The following is a 17576-nucleotide window of genomic DNA, read 5'->3' as shown; positions in this document are numbered from 1 at the left end:
GTGCTTTGCGATCTGCGATAACCCCCCGAAAAATCCGGCTTCATAAGATACTAGTGTACTCACCGCGGCCGTCGGCGGCGAAGTCGCTGCCAATGTCGGCGATCGGCCCGGGCAAAAGCACGGTCCAGCCGCACTGCCCAGTCGGTTTTGGGGTCCAAAACCACGGCTGCTGCCGCCAGGGCCGAGGCCGCCGCCGCCCGACGTGCGGTGCTCGAGGTGTTCTGCGTGTCGATAGCCGGCGGTGCCGAGGTCTGCTCGTCCAAGGCATCAGCAGGAGCCATATCAGCTGGGGCGGCGTTGCCGGCGGCCGGCGCCTGCGGGGCTGGCGTTTGAGGGATGTCCTCATTGGCTTCGCCGGGGGGCTGCTGTTGTTCGGCCGGTTGCTGCAAGTCCTCGGTGGGCGGACGGTCGCGCGTGCCGTCCGATGCATCCGCTGGATCGGTCGGGCGATGATCGCGAAGTACCACGTCGAGTACCAGCCGCTCCGACTGACTGTCGCTACGCACAAAGAAGATGCGATAATGATTGTCGGGCAGCCGCGCGAACAGCGCCGGCAGGTCGTCCATCACACCGTCCGGCAGGCGAATGCCTTCGAGCATCCGGCCGTCCGGCAGTACGACGTGCAGGCGGAAGAAGCGTTCGGTGGTGGCGGAAACTTCGCCGCCGCCCGACTCGATGTTGTTGGTCTGGGTGAGCGATACGTAGCTGGACGCCGTCTCCACTACCTGCGGAGTTTCGTTGAGCTGTGGGAACTCGATGGCGGGAATGTCTGGCGTGGTGTCGATGGCAAACTTGGCGGCCTCGGTACCGGGTTGGCCAACCAAGACCGTCTCGATGTTGCTCTGGCCAATGGCCAACGTGGTCGACATGGAGAAGTCGTCGTCGCGAATGACCACGCTGATCGGAATGTCGGCTGTGATGTTGTCGGGATTCGGCGGGCCATCGTATTGGTGGTACAGCACGAATGACTGGGGCGTGGGGCCATCGTGGTAGGCCTCGATCACCCAGCGATCCTCGACCGGCACCTCTTGGTTCTCGCCCCAGGCCACGAGCACTTCGAAGGTGTCGGCGCCCGGGTCGGTGAAGTTGAGCGTCAGAATGGTGTTGCCACCGCTGGTGACGTCTATCGCGGCGATCGGATGCAGCGTGGGCGCGACGTTCCACACCGTGACGTCGAAGCTCTGGACGTCGAAGCCGCCATCGTCGTCGAGTAGTTTGACCGTGATGGTGTAGGTGTTATCGGCGTCGTTGTCTGCGTACAGGTGGCTATCAGACAGCGAACCCATGGTCAGTTCGCCCTGACCGCCATCGGTAACCGAGGTTGGCAGAACCCCCGTCTCGACGGGCGTGCCGTCGCCCCAGGAGATTTCGTAGTGGAACGTCTCGGTCGATGCCCCGCCGGGCCGGTTGGGGTTGTTGAAACCGGGGTCGGTAAACGATCCCAACATCGGAATGGTGAGCGTGTCGCCTTCGTTGATGGCGAACGACTCGTCGGTCAGCGTGAGTGTTGGCGCCACGTTGTTCACGGTGATCGTGAAAGACTGGCTGACCATCGCGCCATCGTCGTCGGCAAACTCCACCGTCACGGTGTAGGTGCCGTTGTCGGCGTACGCATGCGGAGCGTGGTCGAAGCCGGCGGTGGTCAACTCGCCGGGCGAGCCGCTCAGACGATCGACCATGTCGACCGGCGAGGTAAGGGCGCCATCGCCCCAGTCGATCGTGGTGGCGGTAAACGTCTCGGTGCTCAGCGGCGTCGAGGTCTCCGGGTCGCCCTGACCGAAATTGTCGAAGCCCGGATCGCTGATGCCTACGCCCAGGCTGCCAAGATCGAAAATCTCCCCTTCGTCCAGCACATGCGGCGTGTCGACACCGGTAAGCTGCGGCGCGACGTTGCTGACGTTGACTAAGAAGGTCTGCTCGGCCACCCCGCCATCGTCATCCATTGCGGTCACGGTCACCGTGTACACGCCATTGTCGGCGTAGGTGTGCTGGCCATCCAGCGAAGCGAGGGTCAGCACGCCTTCGGATCCCACCTGATCGACGGTGGCGGCGCCGGTGTCCGTTGCGGTCCCATCGCCCCAGTCGACCACGTAGCTGAAGGTCTCGTCCGTGCTCAGAGCGTCGTTGTTGTAGCCGGGGTCGGTGATCTGACCGATGTTCTCGATGGAGAGCAGCGAGCCCTCGTCGATCGACTGGTTGTCGGCCACGGTGAGCATTGGCGCGACGTTGCCCACCGTCACTTCGAACGTCTGCATGGCCTGGCCACCGTCGTCGTCGGCGATGGACACCGTGACAGTGTAGGTGCCATTGTCCGCATAGGTGTGCTGACCATCCAGCGAAGCGAGGGTCGGCACGCCTTCGGATCCCACTTGATCGATAGTGGCGGCTCCACTGTCCGTTGCGGTGCCATCGCCCCAGTCGATGGAGTAGCTGAAGGTCTCATCACTGGCGAGGGCGTCGTTCTTGTAGCCGGGGTCGGTGATCTGACCGATGTTCTCGATGGAGAGCAGCGAGCCCTCGTCGATCGATTGGTTCTCGACCACGGTGAGCGTAGGCGCGACGTTGCCCACCGTCACTTCAAACGTCTGCATGGCCTGGCCACCGTCGTCGTCGGCGATGGACACCGTGACAGTGTAGGTGCCATTGTCCGCATAGGTGTGCTGACCATCCAGCGAAGCGAGGGTCGGCACTCCTTCGGAACCCACCTGGTCGATAGTGGCGGCGCCCGTGTCCGTGGTGGTTCCGTCGCCCCAATCGATCACGTAGCTGAAGGTCTCGTCGGTTGGAATTGCGTCGTTGTCGTAGCCGGGGTCGGTGATCTGACCGATGTTCTCGATGGAGAGCAGCGAACCCTCGTCGATCGATTGGTTCTCGACCACGGTGAGCGTAGGCGCGACGTTGTTAACGGTGACTTCAAACGTCTGCTCCGCCACTCCACCGTCGTCGTCGGCGATGGATACCGTGACAGTGTACTCACCATTGTCGGCGTAGGTGTGCTGGCCGTCGAACGAGGCCAGCGTTGGTGTGCCGGGGCTGCCAAGTTGATCGATGGTGGCAGTGCCGGTGTCCGCGGTGGTCCCATCGCCCCAATCGATGGAGTAGGTGAACTCCTTTACGCTGCCGAATGCAGGATCGGTGATTTGTCCCAGGTTTCCGATGACCAGCGGCGCACCTTCGTCGATCGATTGGTTCTCCACCACGGTCAGCGCCGGCGCGACATTCCCCACCGACACTTCAAACGTCGCGGTCGTCTCTCCCAGGTCGTCGTCGACCACCGTGACGGTCACCGTGTAGGTGCCGTTATCGGCATAGGTGTGCTGGCCATCGAACGAAGCGAGCGTCGGGGTGCCAGGGCTGCCAAGCTGATCGATGGTGGCGGCGCCGGTGTCTGTTGCGGTCCCGTCACCCCAGTCGATCGAGTAGGTGAAGGTCTCGTTGGTCGCGAGAGCGTCGTTCTTATATCCCGGGTCGGTAATCTGGCCGATGTTTTCAATGGAAAGCAGCGAACCTTCTTCGATCGACTGGTCTTCGACCACGGTGAGCACCGGCGCGACATTGCCGACGGTGACTTGCAGCGTCTGCATGGTGTGGCCACCATCGTCGTCGGCGATGGATACCGTAACGGTGTACTCGCCATTGTCGGCGTAGGTGTGCTGGCCGTCGAACGAAGCCAGCGTCGGGGTGCCGGGGCTGCCAAGCTGATCGATGGTGGCGGCGCCGGTGTCCGTGGAGGTTCCATCCCCCCAATCGATCGAGTAGGTGAACGTCTCGTCGGCAGCGAGGGCGTCGTTCTGGTAGCCGGGGTCGGTGATCTGACCGATGTTCTCGATGGAGAGCAGCGAACCTTCTTTGATCGACTGATTTTCGACCACGGTGAGCACCGGCGCGACATTGCCGACGGTGACCTGCAGCGTCTGCATGGTTTGGCCACCATCGTCGTCGGCGACGGATACCGTGACGGTGTACTCGCCATTGTCGGCGTAGGTGTGCTGGCCGTCGAACGAAGCGAGCGTCGGGGTGCCGGGGCTGCCAAGTTGATCGATGGTGGCGACGCCGGTGTCCGCGGTGGTACCGTCGCCCCAGTCGATGGAGTAGGTAAATATCTCGTCGGTGGCGAGAAGCGTGTTGCGATAGCCCGGATCGCTGATCTGGCCCAGGTTTTCGATCTCGAGCAGGGAGCCTTCGACAACAGCTTGGTCTTCCACCAGGGTGAGTGTCGGCGCGACATTGCCTACGGTGACATCGAGCGTGCCGGTGTCGGAGCCCCCCTCGCCGTCGTCGATGGTGATGGTCACCGAGTAGGTACCATCGTCGGCGTAGGTATGCTGGCCGTCGAACGAAGCAAGGGTCGGCGCGCCGAGCTGGTCGATCGTCACGACACCCACGTCCGGCGCGCTGCCATCGCCCCAGTCGATGGAGTACTCGACCTGGTCGCCTTCGCCGTAAAGCGGAATGCTGACCGAGCCAATGTCTTCGATTGAGAGCTGGGAGCCTTCCTCGACAGTCTGATTGCCGGCCACGTTCAGCGTGGGGGCAGCGCTCAGCACGTTGACGGTGAATTTGCTGGTCGCCATACCGCCATCGTCGTCGACCACGGTGACCGATACTTCGTAGGTGCCGTCGGCGGTGTAGGTGTGCTGTCCGTCGAACGACGCCAGCGTGGGGTTGTTCTCAAATCCCACTCGGTCGATCGTGGCGCTGCCGGCATCGGGCGTGGTTCCGTCGCCCCAATTGATGGTGTACGCGAAAGTTTCCTGGTTGCCGAGCGCGACGTTGACAAACCCTGGGTCGCTGACCTGCCCCAGGTTCTCGATCTCAAGCAAGTCGCCTTCCACCACGGTTTGGTTGCCCACCACAGTGAGTGTGGGGTCGACGTTGCCCACGGTGACCTTAAAGCTGCCCGTGTCGCGGCCGCCGTTGTCGTCCAACACAATGACCGACACGTTGTAGGTGCCATTGTCGGCATAGATGTGCTGGGCGTCGAATGAAGCGAGTGTAGGAGTGCCCGGGCCACCGAGTTGATCGATCGTGGCGTTGCCCGAGTCGATGTGACCGTCGCCCCAGTTGATGCGGTAGGTGAAGGTCTCGGCGGTGCCGAGCGTGGCGTCGGCAAAGCCGGGATCGCTGATCTGCCCCAGGTTTTCGATAACCAGCGGCGCGCCTTCCTGCGCTGTTTGGTCGCCCACGATGGTAAGTTCAGGGGCCACATTGTTTACGGTGATGGTGCGGCTGGCCGCGCACTGCTCCTCGCTGGCGTCGGTGACCACCAGGTCGATGGTGTAGCTAGCATCGTCGGGCGGTGTGAACTCGAACAACGCCGAGTTGCTGGTGGCAACCACGACGTCGTCCACCGAGATGGTCCAATCGAACTGCGGCGAGGCGATCTCGCCGGCGTCGGCCGACACGGTTACCGTGTCGCCTTCGGCCGTGGGGGTCGGCGAGACCAGAATTGCCGGCAGGGTGGCATCCAGCACCCGGCGACGTTCGAGGTGCCGGATGGACAACTCGCTAGCGTTACGAGAGTTCGCGTTACGCGTCGAGTGCAACAGTCGGTCTAGCCAAGGGTTGCGACTCATCGGTAACGGCGTCCAAGACAAACAGCGGGGGCAGGCCGCGCTCGCGCGCGGTGACAAGGTGGGCAGCATACGTCGAGTTGGTACCAAGTTCCATTATCACGAGCTGCGACCGGGGATGTCAAACTTTTGGCGCTGATTCAACCCTGAAAATACCGACAAAAAGTGCTTGACCAAATCGCCCCCGTTGATCTCAGCGGGTGATTTCCTGCCCCCTCTGCAGAGACATTGCTGAAGTTGCCCGCTGGCTGCAGCCGAAGACTAGAAAACCGGTACGTACGGCCGGGCAGTCGTGCTCGAGGGGGGAGCCATGCGAACAAACTTCAGCATAACCTGGTGTTTTGCGCTCGCGATGTGGGGCGCACTCTCTACGCACGTTGCTGCTGAAGAGACGGTGGAAAACCCGTTCCGCACGGCCCGTTGGTTGGCTACCCAACCAAGAGTGGCCCAGCGACTCGACGCGGTGACATCCGAAAGCGAGCCACCCGGAAGCGAGCAATACGCCGAGCCCCAGCAGGTGCCGATCACGGCGTTGGGCGTCAATATTGCCTTGCCAGCTGGCAAGCTGCCCGAAAGCGAGGCGACGGGCCTCGTGAAAGTTGGTCCGCTGCTGACCGAAATGCCCCGCCCGTGGCCCACGCTGGTTTACACCTGGATGCCCGCCGCGACGCGGCATCAGCCGTTGTACTTCGAGGAGATCAACGCCGAGCGGTACGGCTACTCCCGCAACTGGGTGCTGCAGCCGGTGGTTTCGACGGCTCACTTCTTTGGCACCATTCCCGCGCTGCCTTACCTGATGGCGGCCAATTGCCCAGGCGAGTGCGTTTACACGCTGGGGCACTACCGAGCGGGAAGCTGCCCGCCGTATCGCCGCCACTGCTGGCCCTGCGATCTGCTGGGCGGCACGGTCGAAGCCGGTACGATCGCCTGGATGATCGTGGTGCTGCCGTAGCTTGTGCGTGACACCGTGATTACGGCAACCGAAACGTGTCGCGGACCTGCCGCTTGATCCATTGGCCCACGGTCGTGCCGCCAACTTCGATCTTGGCCCGCCCGCCGCTGTCGATCTGCAGGTCGACAGCGTGGTCGAGCACCACGCGGGCTTCGTAGCGCGTCGTGGTAGCGATATCCTGGGGCAGCCACGCGGCCAGACCGTTGGGATCGTCCGCGTCGCCTTCGCTACCCACGCGAGCAATGTCGCCAATCGTTCCTACCAGTGGCTCGCTACCCACGGCATGTAGCTGCACAAGAACTCGCTGCCCGAGCGCTACGCGTTCGATGTCGGCCTCGTCGATTGCGAGCGCCACCTCACGCGTGTCGTGATCGCCGACCGTGGCGATGGTGGTGCCTGCGTCGATCCAGGCGCCGCGGTTCTCGCTCTCCAGTGGCGAGCCCGACCAACTGGTGAGCGTTACCGATTCCTCTTCCATTGGCTTCTTCGCGGGTGGCAGCAGCATGCCATCGCGAGGGGCGCGAAGCACCAGTCGCTCGCGTTCTCGCTCGATCTCTGCGACTCGACGCTTAGCGTCGGCCAAGGCGGCCCGGGAAGTGGGGAGTTGGCGACTCGACTGCTGGTCGCGAGCGCGGAGTTTTTCGAGTTGCTCGACGCGTAGCTTCGCCACTTGCAACTCGCCGGCCAAGATGGCCGCGTTTCGTTCGATGTCGAAGCTCTGCAGGCGAGCAATCACTTCTCCGGCGGTGACTTCGGTGCCCGGCGGCAAGGCCATCTCGAGCCTGCCTGCCATGGTAGTGACCACTGCCGCCCCGCCCGCCGGCACAACGCGGGCCTGGCACTGCACGCGATCGGCAATCGGCAGTCGCCACAATCCCGCTGCCGCGAGACCGACGATAAGCAGCACCAACAGCGACACGGCGGGTCGGAAGTCGCGGCGGCGGAGCGGGTTCTTCAGGGTTGCGGAAAGCTGCTGCACCGGAGGTGCCACCACGCCGGCCAGCATCATGCCACCCAGTGCGTAAGCGATGACGCCCAGCCCCAGTGGCTGGAACGCAAGCATCACCATCCAGAATATCGAGAGCAGCACCAACGTCAGGTACACCTTCGACAGGGCCCCATAGCAGGCCAGCCAGAACGGTTCACGGACGGTCCGCTTGGCACGTCTGAAGAACAGCGGAGTGAGCCGTTGGTGCAGCGCGTCGCGCGAGCGTTGCCACAGATTGGGAGCTTCGGACAGATCGGATAGCAGGTAGTAACCGTCGTAGCGCATCAACGGGTTCGCGTTGACCAGCAGCGTGCCAACTGAGGCGACCACCATCGTGTTCAGGGCCAGCATGTTCACCAGTCCGGGCTCGGTGAACCACCATACGAACGTGGCCACACTGGCCAGCACCAACTCCATTGCCATGCCGGCTGCCGAGACCGCCATCCGCCGCCATTTGCTGGCCAGGCTCCAAATGTCGGTGACGTCGCAGTACAGGGTGGGCACGAACACCAACAGCAAGATGCCCATTTCGTGCACTTCGCCCCCCATGTGCTTGGCCACCAAGGCATGGGCCAGCTCGTGCAGTAGCTTTACCACCGCTACCACGGCGGCCAGCCACAACCAGTTGCTAGGGGCCGTAAGCGTCGACAGCGCAGGCAGTCGCGCGACGAATTGTTCGCTGTGCGAAATCAACAGCCCCAACGCCGCCAGCACCAGCAGCATCGCCAGTGTGAGGAACGCGGGAGAGAGCAGCGGACGCACCCACGGCAGCAATGCGTCGAGCGCACGATCGGGATTCCAGCCCCGCAGGCGAATCGCGAGCAGTTCGGTCCAGCTCCAGCGGAGCCGCCGCGCGCGGTCCTCGCCGGCTCGTTCAGCCAACGCCGAGCCCTGGCCCCGCGACCGCGACACCAATAGCCCCGCCCGATGCAGCCGGCCGAGGTAGTTCTGCAATTCTCCCACTTCAATGGTCTTGGGGGCGAACTGACGCTGGTACGCCCGCTGCAAATCGCGGAGCGAGGTTCGATTGCCCAGCGACTTGAGCAACAGGTACTCGGCCTCGGGCAGTTCATGCTGCTCGAGCGTCACCGGGTCTTTCAATACCCAAGTCGCCCGCCCCGGCACCCATACGGCGGTTGCCAACACGTCCTGCCGCGCGTCGAGCGCCAGCGGGGCATCATTGGTGGCGGGGAAGTGGATCATGGAGGAGGTTGGGAGAGGAGCTGCCGCGGCGCCGGGCGACTTCAGTCTTCGTTCTTCAAGGTCATTTGCACCGGCTGGCCGGGGCGGAGCTTTCCGTCGGAGTTGTCCAGCTCGGCCCAGATGCGGACTTGTTTGTTGATGGGATCGATCTCGGGACTGACGAACGCCACGCGTCCTGTAACCGTTTGCCCATTGTCCAACTGCACAACGGCCGTTGCGCCCGACAGGTCGCGGGCGGCCTCGCTGGCGGAGACAAAGCCTTCGGCCTTTAGTCGTTGGGTGCTCACCAGGCGGACCACTTTCTGACCCGGCTCGACCCACTCGCCGACGGCGGCCTCGACTTCGACCACCATCGCGTCGATGGGCGAGACGATCTTGCGGCGGTTGATCTCCAGCTGCGCGGCTTCCAACTTGCGCTCGGCCACCTGTTGCGCGAGGCTCGCCAGATGCTGTTCCTGTTTGCCTGCTTCGACTTCGAGTTTCAGCTTGTCGATGCTCAATCGTTCGACGTCTATTTGCGACTGCGAGACACTCTTGGGAAACCGGGCGATCGACTCCTGGCTGCGGGCGAGTTCCGCCTCGGCGACCCGCTGTGCCGTTTGGGCGGCACGAACCGCCACGTCGTTTTCGGCCTTGGCCTTGGCCAGGGCGAGCTCCGCACGGGCCGTCTGTTCGGCGATTCGCGCGGCCGTGTCGTCGATGCGGGCAATCACGTCGCCCCGTTTGACGCCCTGGCCTTCGCTGACATTGAGCTCGATCACGATGCCGCTCTCACCAGCGGCCAGGTCGGCTTCGTCAATCAGACGCAGCACCACCGACTCGACTTCGATGGTTTGGGCCGAAGCGAGTGAAGCGGTCAGCGTGAGTGCGCACAGGACCGTTCCGACAAGGCGTAGCACGTCGGCCAATCGCGAAGGCAATCGGAGTCGATGTTGGGAGCTTCGGCTCAGGGAATTCGGCATGTTCTAAAACTCCCACCAGTTACGGATGGATCGCCACAGATCGCTGGTCAGCACGTAGCCGAGCGGCGCTTCGCCCACGACAATCCGTGCGCGGACCGATCCGCCAGGGCGGAGCGCGGCGGCACGAAGTTCTGCGGACAGCGGGGCGTCGGGCGTTGCCTCGACCAGCACGGTTCGTTCCTGCTCGCCGGTAGGCTTGTTTACCAGGTCCACGCGGTCGGCGATGCGGGTGACGGTGGCTGTATGCATGGTGCTGCTATCGCTGCCGAGCCGATATTCAACCTGCAGTTGATCGGACTCGGCGCTTCGCAGCATGTCTAAGCGTTCGTCGGGCACTTCGAGTTCCAGTATCCAGTCGCCGTCGGTCTGGGCCACCGACAACAGCACTTGCCCTCGCTCGACGGGGCGACCTTCGGCCAGTCGCTCGTCGACTTGCCAGGTGGTCACGGTGCCGGCCAGAGGGCTGGTGACCACCAGTGACTCGGCTTCGGTCTCCAGCAGCGCGAGCTCTGCCTGAAGGTTGTCGCGCTGGGTTTTGAGCTCCTCTTCCTCGGCGCTCAGCTTGTAGATTTCCAGTGGGTCGCGCGTGGTGGCGTCGGCCGTGGTGCGGGTGGCGCGGACCGATTCGAGTTGCCGCTGCACCTTGATCTGTTCGCCGCGTATTCGCTCGATTTCGACCCCCAGTTCCGGATCGCGGAGCCGTGTGAGCGTTGCGCCAGCGTCGACCGAATCGGAGTGAGCCACCAGCACCTCGTCTACGATGGCCGAGCGGGGAGCGAACACTTCCTGCCGCGCGGAGGGAACCAGGTGACCGCGAACATCGACCGTCAGCGGAGCGGGAATGGCCAGCAGCGCCGTGACCACTGCCGCCATCACCAGGCACGCAGCCGCCAGGCGAAACAGCGTCCGAGGCATGCGTAGCCAGCCGAGTGTGCGTAAAACTCCGCCCAGCGGCAGATCGTGCCAGGCCAGCGCGCTGGTCATCGCCGGTGCCGCGGCCCGGGCTAGCTCGCCCAGCAGTAGTTGGTCGAGCGAGCCACGTTCGGCCGAGAACTGCTCGGCGACCAGCACGCCGCGGGTTGCCGATTGGTTCTCGGCATCGGCGGGCATCGGCAGCACCATCAGGCTGCGAGCGTGGAATTCATCGACATAGCGACCGACGACGTCGTCCACCTGGGGCAGCGAGTCGGTGGTCGATTGTTCGCCCGTACTGTCGGCGTAGTAGATTGGTTCGTCCAGCTTCATGGCGATTGTCGCCAGTCGCTCCAGCGCCCGGGCCGCGCGGCCACGCCGTTCGACGCGATCGGTTCCGCTGGTGGCCAAGAGTCGCGCGCTACGCCGCGAAGCCCGCAGCACGCTCAGGCGGTCGCAACGGGCGATGCGGGCGCCTTCGCTGGCGATGCGTTGAGCCGTGAGTCCGAGGTCGGGGGTACCGCCAATTTGTTCGGCGAACGACAGCAGCGCGTCGCGCCCTGAGCTTTCGCTCGAAAGTTGCGCCAGTCGTCGCCGGACGTGGTACTCGGCTGCTTGCGCGCGGATCGCCTGCATCAGTTCGACCGCGCCAGCGTAGCTCGACGGCGCGCGGCCCGCTGGCAGGGCCAACTCGATGACGGCCACCGCGGCGTCGGCTTGAGCGGTCCAGTCACTTAGCGTCACGGGTGCCAGCAGCAGGTGGTCGCTCGAAGCATTGCTGGCAACGTCGAGCGATTGCCCAGGTGCGAGCGACAGCACGCCGGGCGCATCGAGGGCGTGGGTGACGAGCGCCTCGTGATTCTGGCGATCGGCAATCGACTCCGCCCAACCGGAAGTGTGCGCCACGATCCGCATGGTGCCATCGGGCTCGCGCAGCCACACGGCCGCGTGGTTGGCTGCTAGCAACGGCGCGACGCTACCGATGAGTTGCCGGTAAAACTGGTCGGGACTCGCCTGGCTGCGGGCCAGATCGTCGAGCCCATCGAGCACCAATGACAGGTCGTCCCATACCGATTGATCGGCGGGCGGGGTGTCGGTCGGGTTGCTGGCAGCGGGGCGCATAGCCTTCAGTATAGTGGTCGCCGCAGATTCCGCCTGCCTGCGAGTGAAAAACTGGTTGGGGGAATCCTGGCAATTCTTGCGGGTTGTAGTGGATGTGCCGCGCACGGTAAGCCGATGACAAAGACGACCACCCGCCGGCGCATCCGTGCGCGCGGCGTGCTGTCATGCCAGGGTGGGGGGCCACCGGGCAAGTGCCAGCACTTGCCACACACTTGTCTATGTCCTTATGCATCGTACGCTTCGCATCCTGATGTCGGTCGTACTGCTGACCACCAGCCTGGTGGGATGCCGGGGGGTGCGTGAATTCAAGGCGTGCAACGACAAGGTCGACGGACACTATGAACTGGTGAGTGCCGAGATCGAGTATCCGGCCATCAACAGCTGCTCCGAAGCCGAGTGCGACGCAGGGCTCGAGTCGCTCGCGCCGCGGACCATCTCCGATACCGATCCGGCCAACTATCGCAACATCACGCTGGCCGAAGCGGTGCGAACCGCGTTCTCGAGCAACGAGGTGCTCCGCGACGTGGGCGCCGCGGTGGTTCGCTTTCCAGATAACACGGTGACTAAGTTCGATCCTGCCATTGTCGAAACCAATCCGGCCACCGGCATCGAGGCCGCCCTCAGCGCCTTCGACGCCCAGTGGACCACCAGCCTGTTCTCCGAGAAGAACGACCGGCAAATCAACAACGAATTCTTCGGTGGCGGTACACGGACACTGCAGCAAAACGTGGGTTCGTTCCAAACCCAACTCTCCAAGCGGGCCGTCACCGGTACCGAACTGTCGGCTCGCAAGATCGTGGAGTTCGACGGTAACAATGCCCCCGGCAATCAGTTCGACGATGCCTGGACCGTAAAAGTCGAAGGCGAAGTGCGGCATCCGCTGCTCCAGGGTAGCGGCCTGCAGTTCAACCGTATCGCTGGACCGTCGCAAACACCCGGCGTGTACGACGGTGTGGTGCTCGCCCGGGTGGACACCGATGTGGAACTGGCCGATTTCGAAGTCGCCGTCCGCGACTACGTGAGCAACGTCGAAAACGCCTACTGGGATCTGTACTTCGCCTACCGCGATCTCGATGCCCGGATCAAAGCCCGGGACGCGGCCCTCGACACCTGGCGGCGCGTACGGGCGCTGTTCGACGCCGGTCGGCGGGGTGGCGAGGCCGAGAAAGAAGCCCAGGCCCGCGAGCAATACTATCGCTTCCAGGAAGAGGTGCAGAACGCGCTGGGCGGCCGACTGTTCGATGGCACGCGAACTGGCAATGGCAGCCTGGCTGGCACATTCCGCGGCACCGGCGGTGTACTGGTGGCCGAACGCCGGTTGCGACGCCTGCTGAATCTGCCCGCCAGCGATGGCGAGCTGCTGCGTCCCTCGGACGAGCCGGTGCTGGCTCCGGTGGACTTCGACTGGGACGTGGTTTCCATCGAAGCGGTCGAACGCCGTGCCGAGCTTCGCCGCCAGCGGTTCGTGGTTCGTCGCCGCGAGCTGGAGCTTATTGCCAGCAAGAACTACCTGTTGCCGCGGTTGGATGTGGTGGGACGGTATCGCTTCCGCGGTTTTGGTAAGGACCTGATCGACAATGGCGACGGCCCGCTGCCGCGGTTCGACAACGCCTACGGCGACTTGATGTCGGGCGACTTCCAGGAGTGGCAGGCGGGCTTCGAGTTGGATGTGCCCATCGGCTTCCGCCGGGCCCACACCGCGGTCCGCAACGCCGAATTGGAACTGGCCCGCTCGCGAGCCATCTTGCGCGATCAGCAAAAGGGCGTGGTGTACGCGGCTTCGAACAGCATTGCCGAGCTGGATCGGGCGTTCGTGGTGTCGCAAACCAGCTACAACCGACTGCAGGCCAGCCGCGAGCAACTGGCGGCCGTTACCGCCGCGTTCGAGTCGGACAAGGTGTCGCTCGACCTGCTGCTCGAAGCCCAGCGACGGGTGGCCGACTCCGAAACGAACTACTACCGAACCTTGGCCGAGTACGCCGTGGCGGTGAAAAACGTGCATTTCACCAAGGGCACGCTGCTGGATTACGACGGCGTCTACCTGGCCGAAGGGGCCTGGCCTGCCAAGGCCTACAGCGATGCGGCCGCGTTGGAGCGCCGTCGCGGGCGGCCCCGCCCGATGAGCTACGCCTCGTCGCTTGCTCCGGTGGTCACCCGAGGTGCATACGACCAGCATCCCGGCGACGCGGGTTATCCCACCGTCGAGCCCATCGAAGCTCCTGAGGAGCTGGAGCTCGACCCGGACCTTCCGGTAGAGGAAGTCACGCCGCCCGAGCCCGAAGAGCCGACCTCCGTGTTTGGCCCGGTGGCGGAGCTCAAGCTGATGGGACCGCTCTCCATCACCGATGAACTGCAGTCCGACGAACTGCCCGCGCCTCCGATGGGCGACGAGCGGGTGGCGGCCGAGCCTGCCGAAGGCAATCCCTTCCGCTAGTCGCTGCTACGAAGGTGGCTCCCACCCTACGCAGCCCGGGAATTGGCGGGCATGATAGGGGGCATGATTCTCCGCACTCGACTTTTCCTCCGACGATATGTTGCCATCTTTGGGGTGGTGGCCCTGGCGACTATTGTCACGGCCATGCTTGCCAACCAGTGGCACGACAGCGATCGGTTCGGCACCTTGCTGGTGCGGCTGGTCTTGGTGGTACTGGGCATTGCCGGCGTGTTGAGCTACTTCATCGTGCGGAGCGTCGTTAATCCGCTCCTGGAGCTCTGCCGGGCGACGCGGGCCATTGGCGAGGGCGACTACGGCCAGCGCGTTCCGGTGCGGACCGACGACGAACTCGGCGACCTGGCCCGCTCCGTAAACCAGATCAGCGGCGAACTCGGTAACCGGCTCTTGCAGCTGCACGCCAGCGACGAACGCCAGGCCGCTGTGCTGGGAGGCATGGTCGAAGGCGTGATTGCCGTGGACAACCAGGAGCACGTGCTGTTCGCCAACGCCGCGGCCGGCCGGATGTTTGGCTTCATGCCCCCCAGTGCCGAGGGGCGACGACTGCTCGAGGTGGTCCGAGACCATACGCTGCAGCAAGCCGTGAGCGACGTGCTCGAGAAACGCAAACCGCAAACGCTCGAGATCGAGTGGCAACTCGACACACCGAAGATCCTCGCCGCCCAGGTCACACCGCTGCCCGGTTCGGAAGACGTCGGTGCGGTGATCGTGCTGCACGACAACTCCGAGCTGCGTCGGCTGGAGACCATCCGGCAGGAGTTCATCGCCAATGTGTCGCACGAGTTGAAGACACCGCTTAGCAGCATGATGGCCTACGCCGAGACGCTGCAACGCGGCGCCCTGGACGATTCTGAGATTCGTGATAGTTTCCTGGCCCGCATCATGGAGCAGGGCGAGCGACTCAACAATCTGATTCAGGACATGTTGCGACTGGCCCGCATCGAAACGGCGCAGCAGCCTTTCGAGATCGAGCCGGTGGATGTCGGCGCCGTGCTGGGTCAATGCGTGCACGACTACCACACCCAGGCCGAAGCAAAGTCCATCGAACTGGTCTACGAGCCCCCCGCCGACAAAACCTACGCCAGCGCCGACGAAGAGGGACTGCGGGTCATCTGCAATAACCTCATCGACAACGCCCTGAAGTACACGCCCGACGGGGGCCGGGTCGAGGTCCGCTGGCGCCGCGACAACGATACGGTGTTGTTGGAGGTCAAGGACAACGGGCCCGGCATTCCCCGCGGCGATGCGGCGCGAGTGTTCGAGCGTTTCTACCGGGTCGACAAAGCCCGCAGCCGCGAACTCGGCAGCACCGGCCTGGGACTCTCCATTGTCAAACATCTGGTCCAGTCGTTCAGCGGCGCCGTGGGGGTCGAAAGCCAGCCAGGCCACGGCAGCCGCTTCTGGGTCGAGCTGCCGACCGCGCGCTGATTACTTCTGCAAATCCAGCAAGCCCATAGCTGTAGCTACCCCACTCCATCGATGGCCAAACGACGGAGCGGTGCGCCACGCCGGAACCCAACCACAGTTTTGGTCCACCTCTTAGTTCACCAACTCCTGGGGATTTACATCCATGGGCCCAAAACCCCAGGTGTTTTGGTCCCCCCCAAGTGGTGAAAGTACTTGTTTTTTCGTCTAAACCAATCGGGGGGTGCGACAAAACCCCCACGTTGTTCTCCGCATGTCTCAGTGGTTGGCCCAATACTCAGTAGTTGGCCCAAAACCCCATCGTGGCCGTTCGCTCCGCCGAACGAGCGAGGAAACGACCACCACGCTCGTTGAAAAGCACCGACCCCGACCAAGGAGAGAGCGCCGCTCTTTCCGACGACGCCTAGGTCCCCGGCTATCCGACCACCGAGTCATCTACTCACCTACAGCTAACAGCCTAGAGCCCAGAGCCTCCAACAATCTGCCGCAGTTCCATTAGACCAGCCGGTCGCACGATTTCTACAACGAGTTTTTGACACCCGCGGTTTTGCCAACTCGGTACTGGGGAGCACTTACCGGCCCTCAGGTTTCTGTGTGCCACTGGCTTCGCCAGTGAATTGAACTACCATGAAGCAATGCCTGCGGAGCCCCATCGAAAACGAGTCCGGCACTTTGAAGGTAACGGCCATTTGCATGAGCTGACCTTCTCTTGCTACCGTCGTCTGCCACTTCTCACAAACGATGTTTGGCAGAGGATACTGGCGAGCAGTCTTTCGTCGGCATGTGCTGAAGAGAAGTTTGAGCTCGTGGCTTTTGTGTTCATGCCAGAGCACGTGCATCTACTCGTGCATCCGAGCAATTCCGCGGCCAAGATCAGTAGGCTGCTTGCTCGGACGAAACAGCCGATGTCTAAGGCCGTTAAACAGATGCTTCTGCAAAGTCAGGCACCGCTGCTCGACCGATTGATGGTCCATGAACGGCCCGGGAAGACTTGCTTCCGATTCTGGCAAGAAGGTGCGGGCTTCGATCGTAATCTGTTCAGCCCCCAAGCGATCGAAGCCAGCATCGACTACATCCACACGAATCCTGTGAAACGAGGTTTATGCGATCGGGCCACCGATTGGAAGTGGTCGAGTGCACGGTATTACCTCGAAGAAGTTGTTGACCCAGAGTTGCCACTTCTCACCACGCCTTCTGCCCAGTGGTTCGACCGGAGTGGTGTGCAGACCGAACACAGTTAGCCTACACTGGCAGAGCCAGTGGCACACACGATGACCGTGCCACCCCGCCGGTTTTGCCAACTCGGTACTGGGGACTGGGTAGCACGGACAGCCGGCCGGAGTTCGCGTTGCCACTCGGCAAGCGATCCACGGCCGGTTGTCCGTGTGCGGAGCACAAGAGGTGGTGGCGGTTGCAGAGGGGAAGGGGCGTGGCACGCGGGATGACAGCGTTACCTCGGCAAAAGCTACCCCGAAGGGGTTTCGACATCGTAGCCCAGGGTTGCGTGCAGGCGAGTTCCGCGAGCCTAAACGCTACCCTGGGTCAACGAACAGCCCACCCAGCGGTCGAGCGAGAGATTCTCAACTAGCCGGAGCGCGACCGAGACCGCAACGGGGCCCCATGAAACATCCAACGCCAACACTGCTGGCTTGATTCACCGGGGCGGCGAATCTCCCCGTCTTCGCTGCCACTCATGGCGAGCAGAGATGCAACCGGCGATAAACCAGCAGTGCCCCCCTGCCGCGGATGCAAAATCATTGGGAGGCCCCAAGAATTCACTTGCGTGTCCGAATAGAATGTAGCCAGACCGGCGCAGAAGCCGTCGCCATTCGGTGCCGTGCCAATGGGACGGATTCTCTTTTGTGTCGACTGCTGAGATAGGAGAGTTTTCGCATGAAAACAATTTTGTCTCGTTGCCCAAAAACCTGTCGAACAGCGGGATAACCACAGGTCGGGTTGCTGGATTGCCAGCCTGCTGACCACCCAG

8 protein-coding genes are annotated in these 17576 nt (G+C 63.3%); 4 read left to right on the top strand and 4 right to left on the bottom strand.

Annotation, left to right across the window (positions count from 1 at the left end; all coding sequences use genetic code 11):
- Positions 1-59 precede the first annotated feature (59 nt).
- Positions 60-5576, bottom strand: coding sequence for a PKD domain-containing protein (locus NG895_RS19885; RefSeq protein WP_252854282.1), 5517 nt, complete (start codon positions 5574-5576; stop codon positions 60-62).
- A 307-nt stretch (positions 5577-5883) separates the two neighbouring features.
- Here NG895_RS19885 and NG895_RS19880 point away from each other — a divergent pair, with 307 nt between their 5' ends.
- The gene (locus tag NG895_RS19880; RefSeq protein ID WP_252854281.1) at positions 5884-6525 is read left to right on the top strand and encodes a hypothetical protein; all 642 of its coding nucleotides are present in this window, start codon (positions 5884-5886) and stop codon (positions 6523-6525) included.
- 19 nt (positions 6526-6544) lie between these two features.
- Here NG895_RS19880 and NG895_RS19875 read toward each other — a convergent pair whose 3' ends face one another.
- The 3 genes from NG895_RS19875 to NG895_RS19865 are packed head-to-tail and all read right to left on the bottom strand — an operon-like array spanning position 6545 to position 11712.
- Positions 6545-8716, bottom strand: a complete 2172-nt coding sequence (locus tag NG895_RS19875; protein ID WP_252854280.1) for a site-2 protease family protein — start codon at positions 8714-8716, stop codon at positions 6545-6547.
- A gap of 41 nt (positions 8717-8757) precedes the next feature.
- Positions 8758-9678: an efflux RND transporter periplasmic adaptor subunit gene (locus tag NG895_RS19870; protein ID WP_252854279.1), complete on the bottom strand. Its 921-nt coding sequence runs from the start codon at positions 9676-9678 to the stop codon at positions 8758-8760.
- A 3-nt stretch (positions 9679-9681) separates the two neighbouring features.
- Positions 9682-11712 (bottom strand): efflux RND transporter periplasmic adaptor subunit, encoded by a 2031-nt coding sequence (locus tag NG895_RS19865; RefSeq protein ID WP_252854278.1) that lies wholly within the window; start codon positions 11710-11712, stop codon positions 9682-9684.
- Positions 11713-11938: 226 nt separating this feature from the next.
- Here NG895_RS19865 and NG895_RS19860 point away from each other — a divergent pair, with 226 nt between their 5' ends.
- The 3 genes from NG895_RS19860 (at position 11939) to NG895_RS30345 (ending at position 16830) form a co-directional block, all read left to right on the top strand.
- Positions 11939-14146, top strand: coding sequence for a TolC family protein (locus tag NG895_RS19860; RefSeq protein ID WP_252854277.1), 2208 nt, complete (start codon positions 11939-11941; stop codon positions 14144-14146).
- Between the two features lie 63 nt (positions 14147-14209).
- Complete coding sequence (locus tag NG895_RS19855; protein WP_252854276.1) at positions 14210-15592, top strand: HAMP domain-containing sensor histidine kinase; 1383 nt, start codon at positions 14210-14212, stop codon at positions 15590-15592.
- A 632-nt stretch (positions 15593-16224) separates the two neighbouring features.
- Positions 16225-16830 (top strand): REP-associated tyrosine transposase, encoded by a 606-nt coding sequence (locus NG895_RS30345; RefSeq protein ID WP_261361605.1) that lies wholly within the window; start codon positions 16225-16227, stop codon positions 16828-16830.
- The last annotated feature ends 746 nt before the right edge of the window (positions 16831-17576 follow it).

The sequence above is a fragment of the Aeoliella straminimaris genome (assembly GCF_024054565.1).
GTDB classification, from domain to species: domain Bacteria; phylum Planctomycetota; class Planctomycetia; order Pirellulales; family Lacipirellulaceae; genus Aeoliella; species Aeoliella straminimaris.
This window is presented reverse-complemented; position numbering and strand designations above follow the sequence as displayed.

What these genes read in the sequence shown, in the direction of transcription:
- NG895_RS19885 (WP_252854282.1), bottom strand. Translation starts at nt 5,576, where the DNA reads ATGAGTCGCAACCCTTGGCTAGACCGACTGTTGCACTCGACGCGTAAC.
- NG895_RS19870 (WP_252854279.1), bottom strand. Translation starts at nt 9,678, where the DNA reads ATGCCGAATTCCCTGAGCCGAAGCTCCCAACATCGACTCCGATTGCCT.
- NG895_RS19860 (WP_252854277.1), top strand. Translation starts at nt 11,939, where the DNA reads ATGCATCGTACGCTTCGCATCCTGATGTCGGTCGTACTGCTGACCACC.
- NG895_RS19880 (WP_252854281.1), top strand. Translation starts at nt 5,884, where the DNA reads ATGCGAACAAACTTCAGCATAACCTGGTGTTTTGCGCTCGCGATGTGG.
- NG895_RS19855 (WP_252854276.1), top strand. Translation starts at nt 14,210, where the DNA reads ATGATTCTCCGCACTCGACTTTTCCTCCGACGATATGTTGCCATCTTT.
- NG895_RS19865 (WP_252854278.1), bottom strand. Translation starts at nt 11,712, where the DNA reads ATGCGCCCCGCTGCCAGCAACCCGACCGACACCCCGCCCGCCGATCAA.
- NG895_RS30345 (WP_261361605.1), top strand. Translation starts at nt 16,225, where the DNA reads ATGCCTGCGGAGCCCCATCGAAAACGAGTCCGGCACTTTGAAGGTAAC.
- NG895_RS19875 (WP_252854280.1), bottom strand. Translation starts at nt 8,716, where the DNA reads ATGATCCACTTCCCCGCCACCAATGATGCCCCGCTGGCGCTCGACGCG.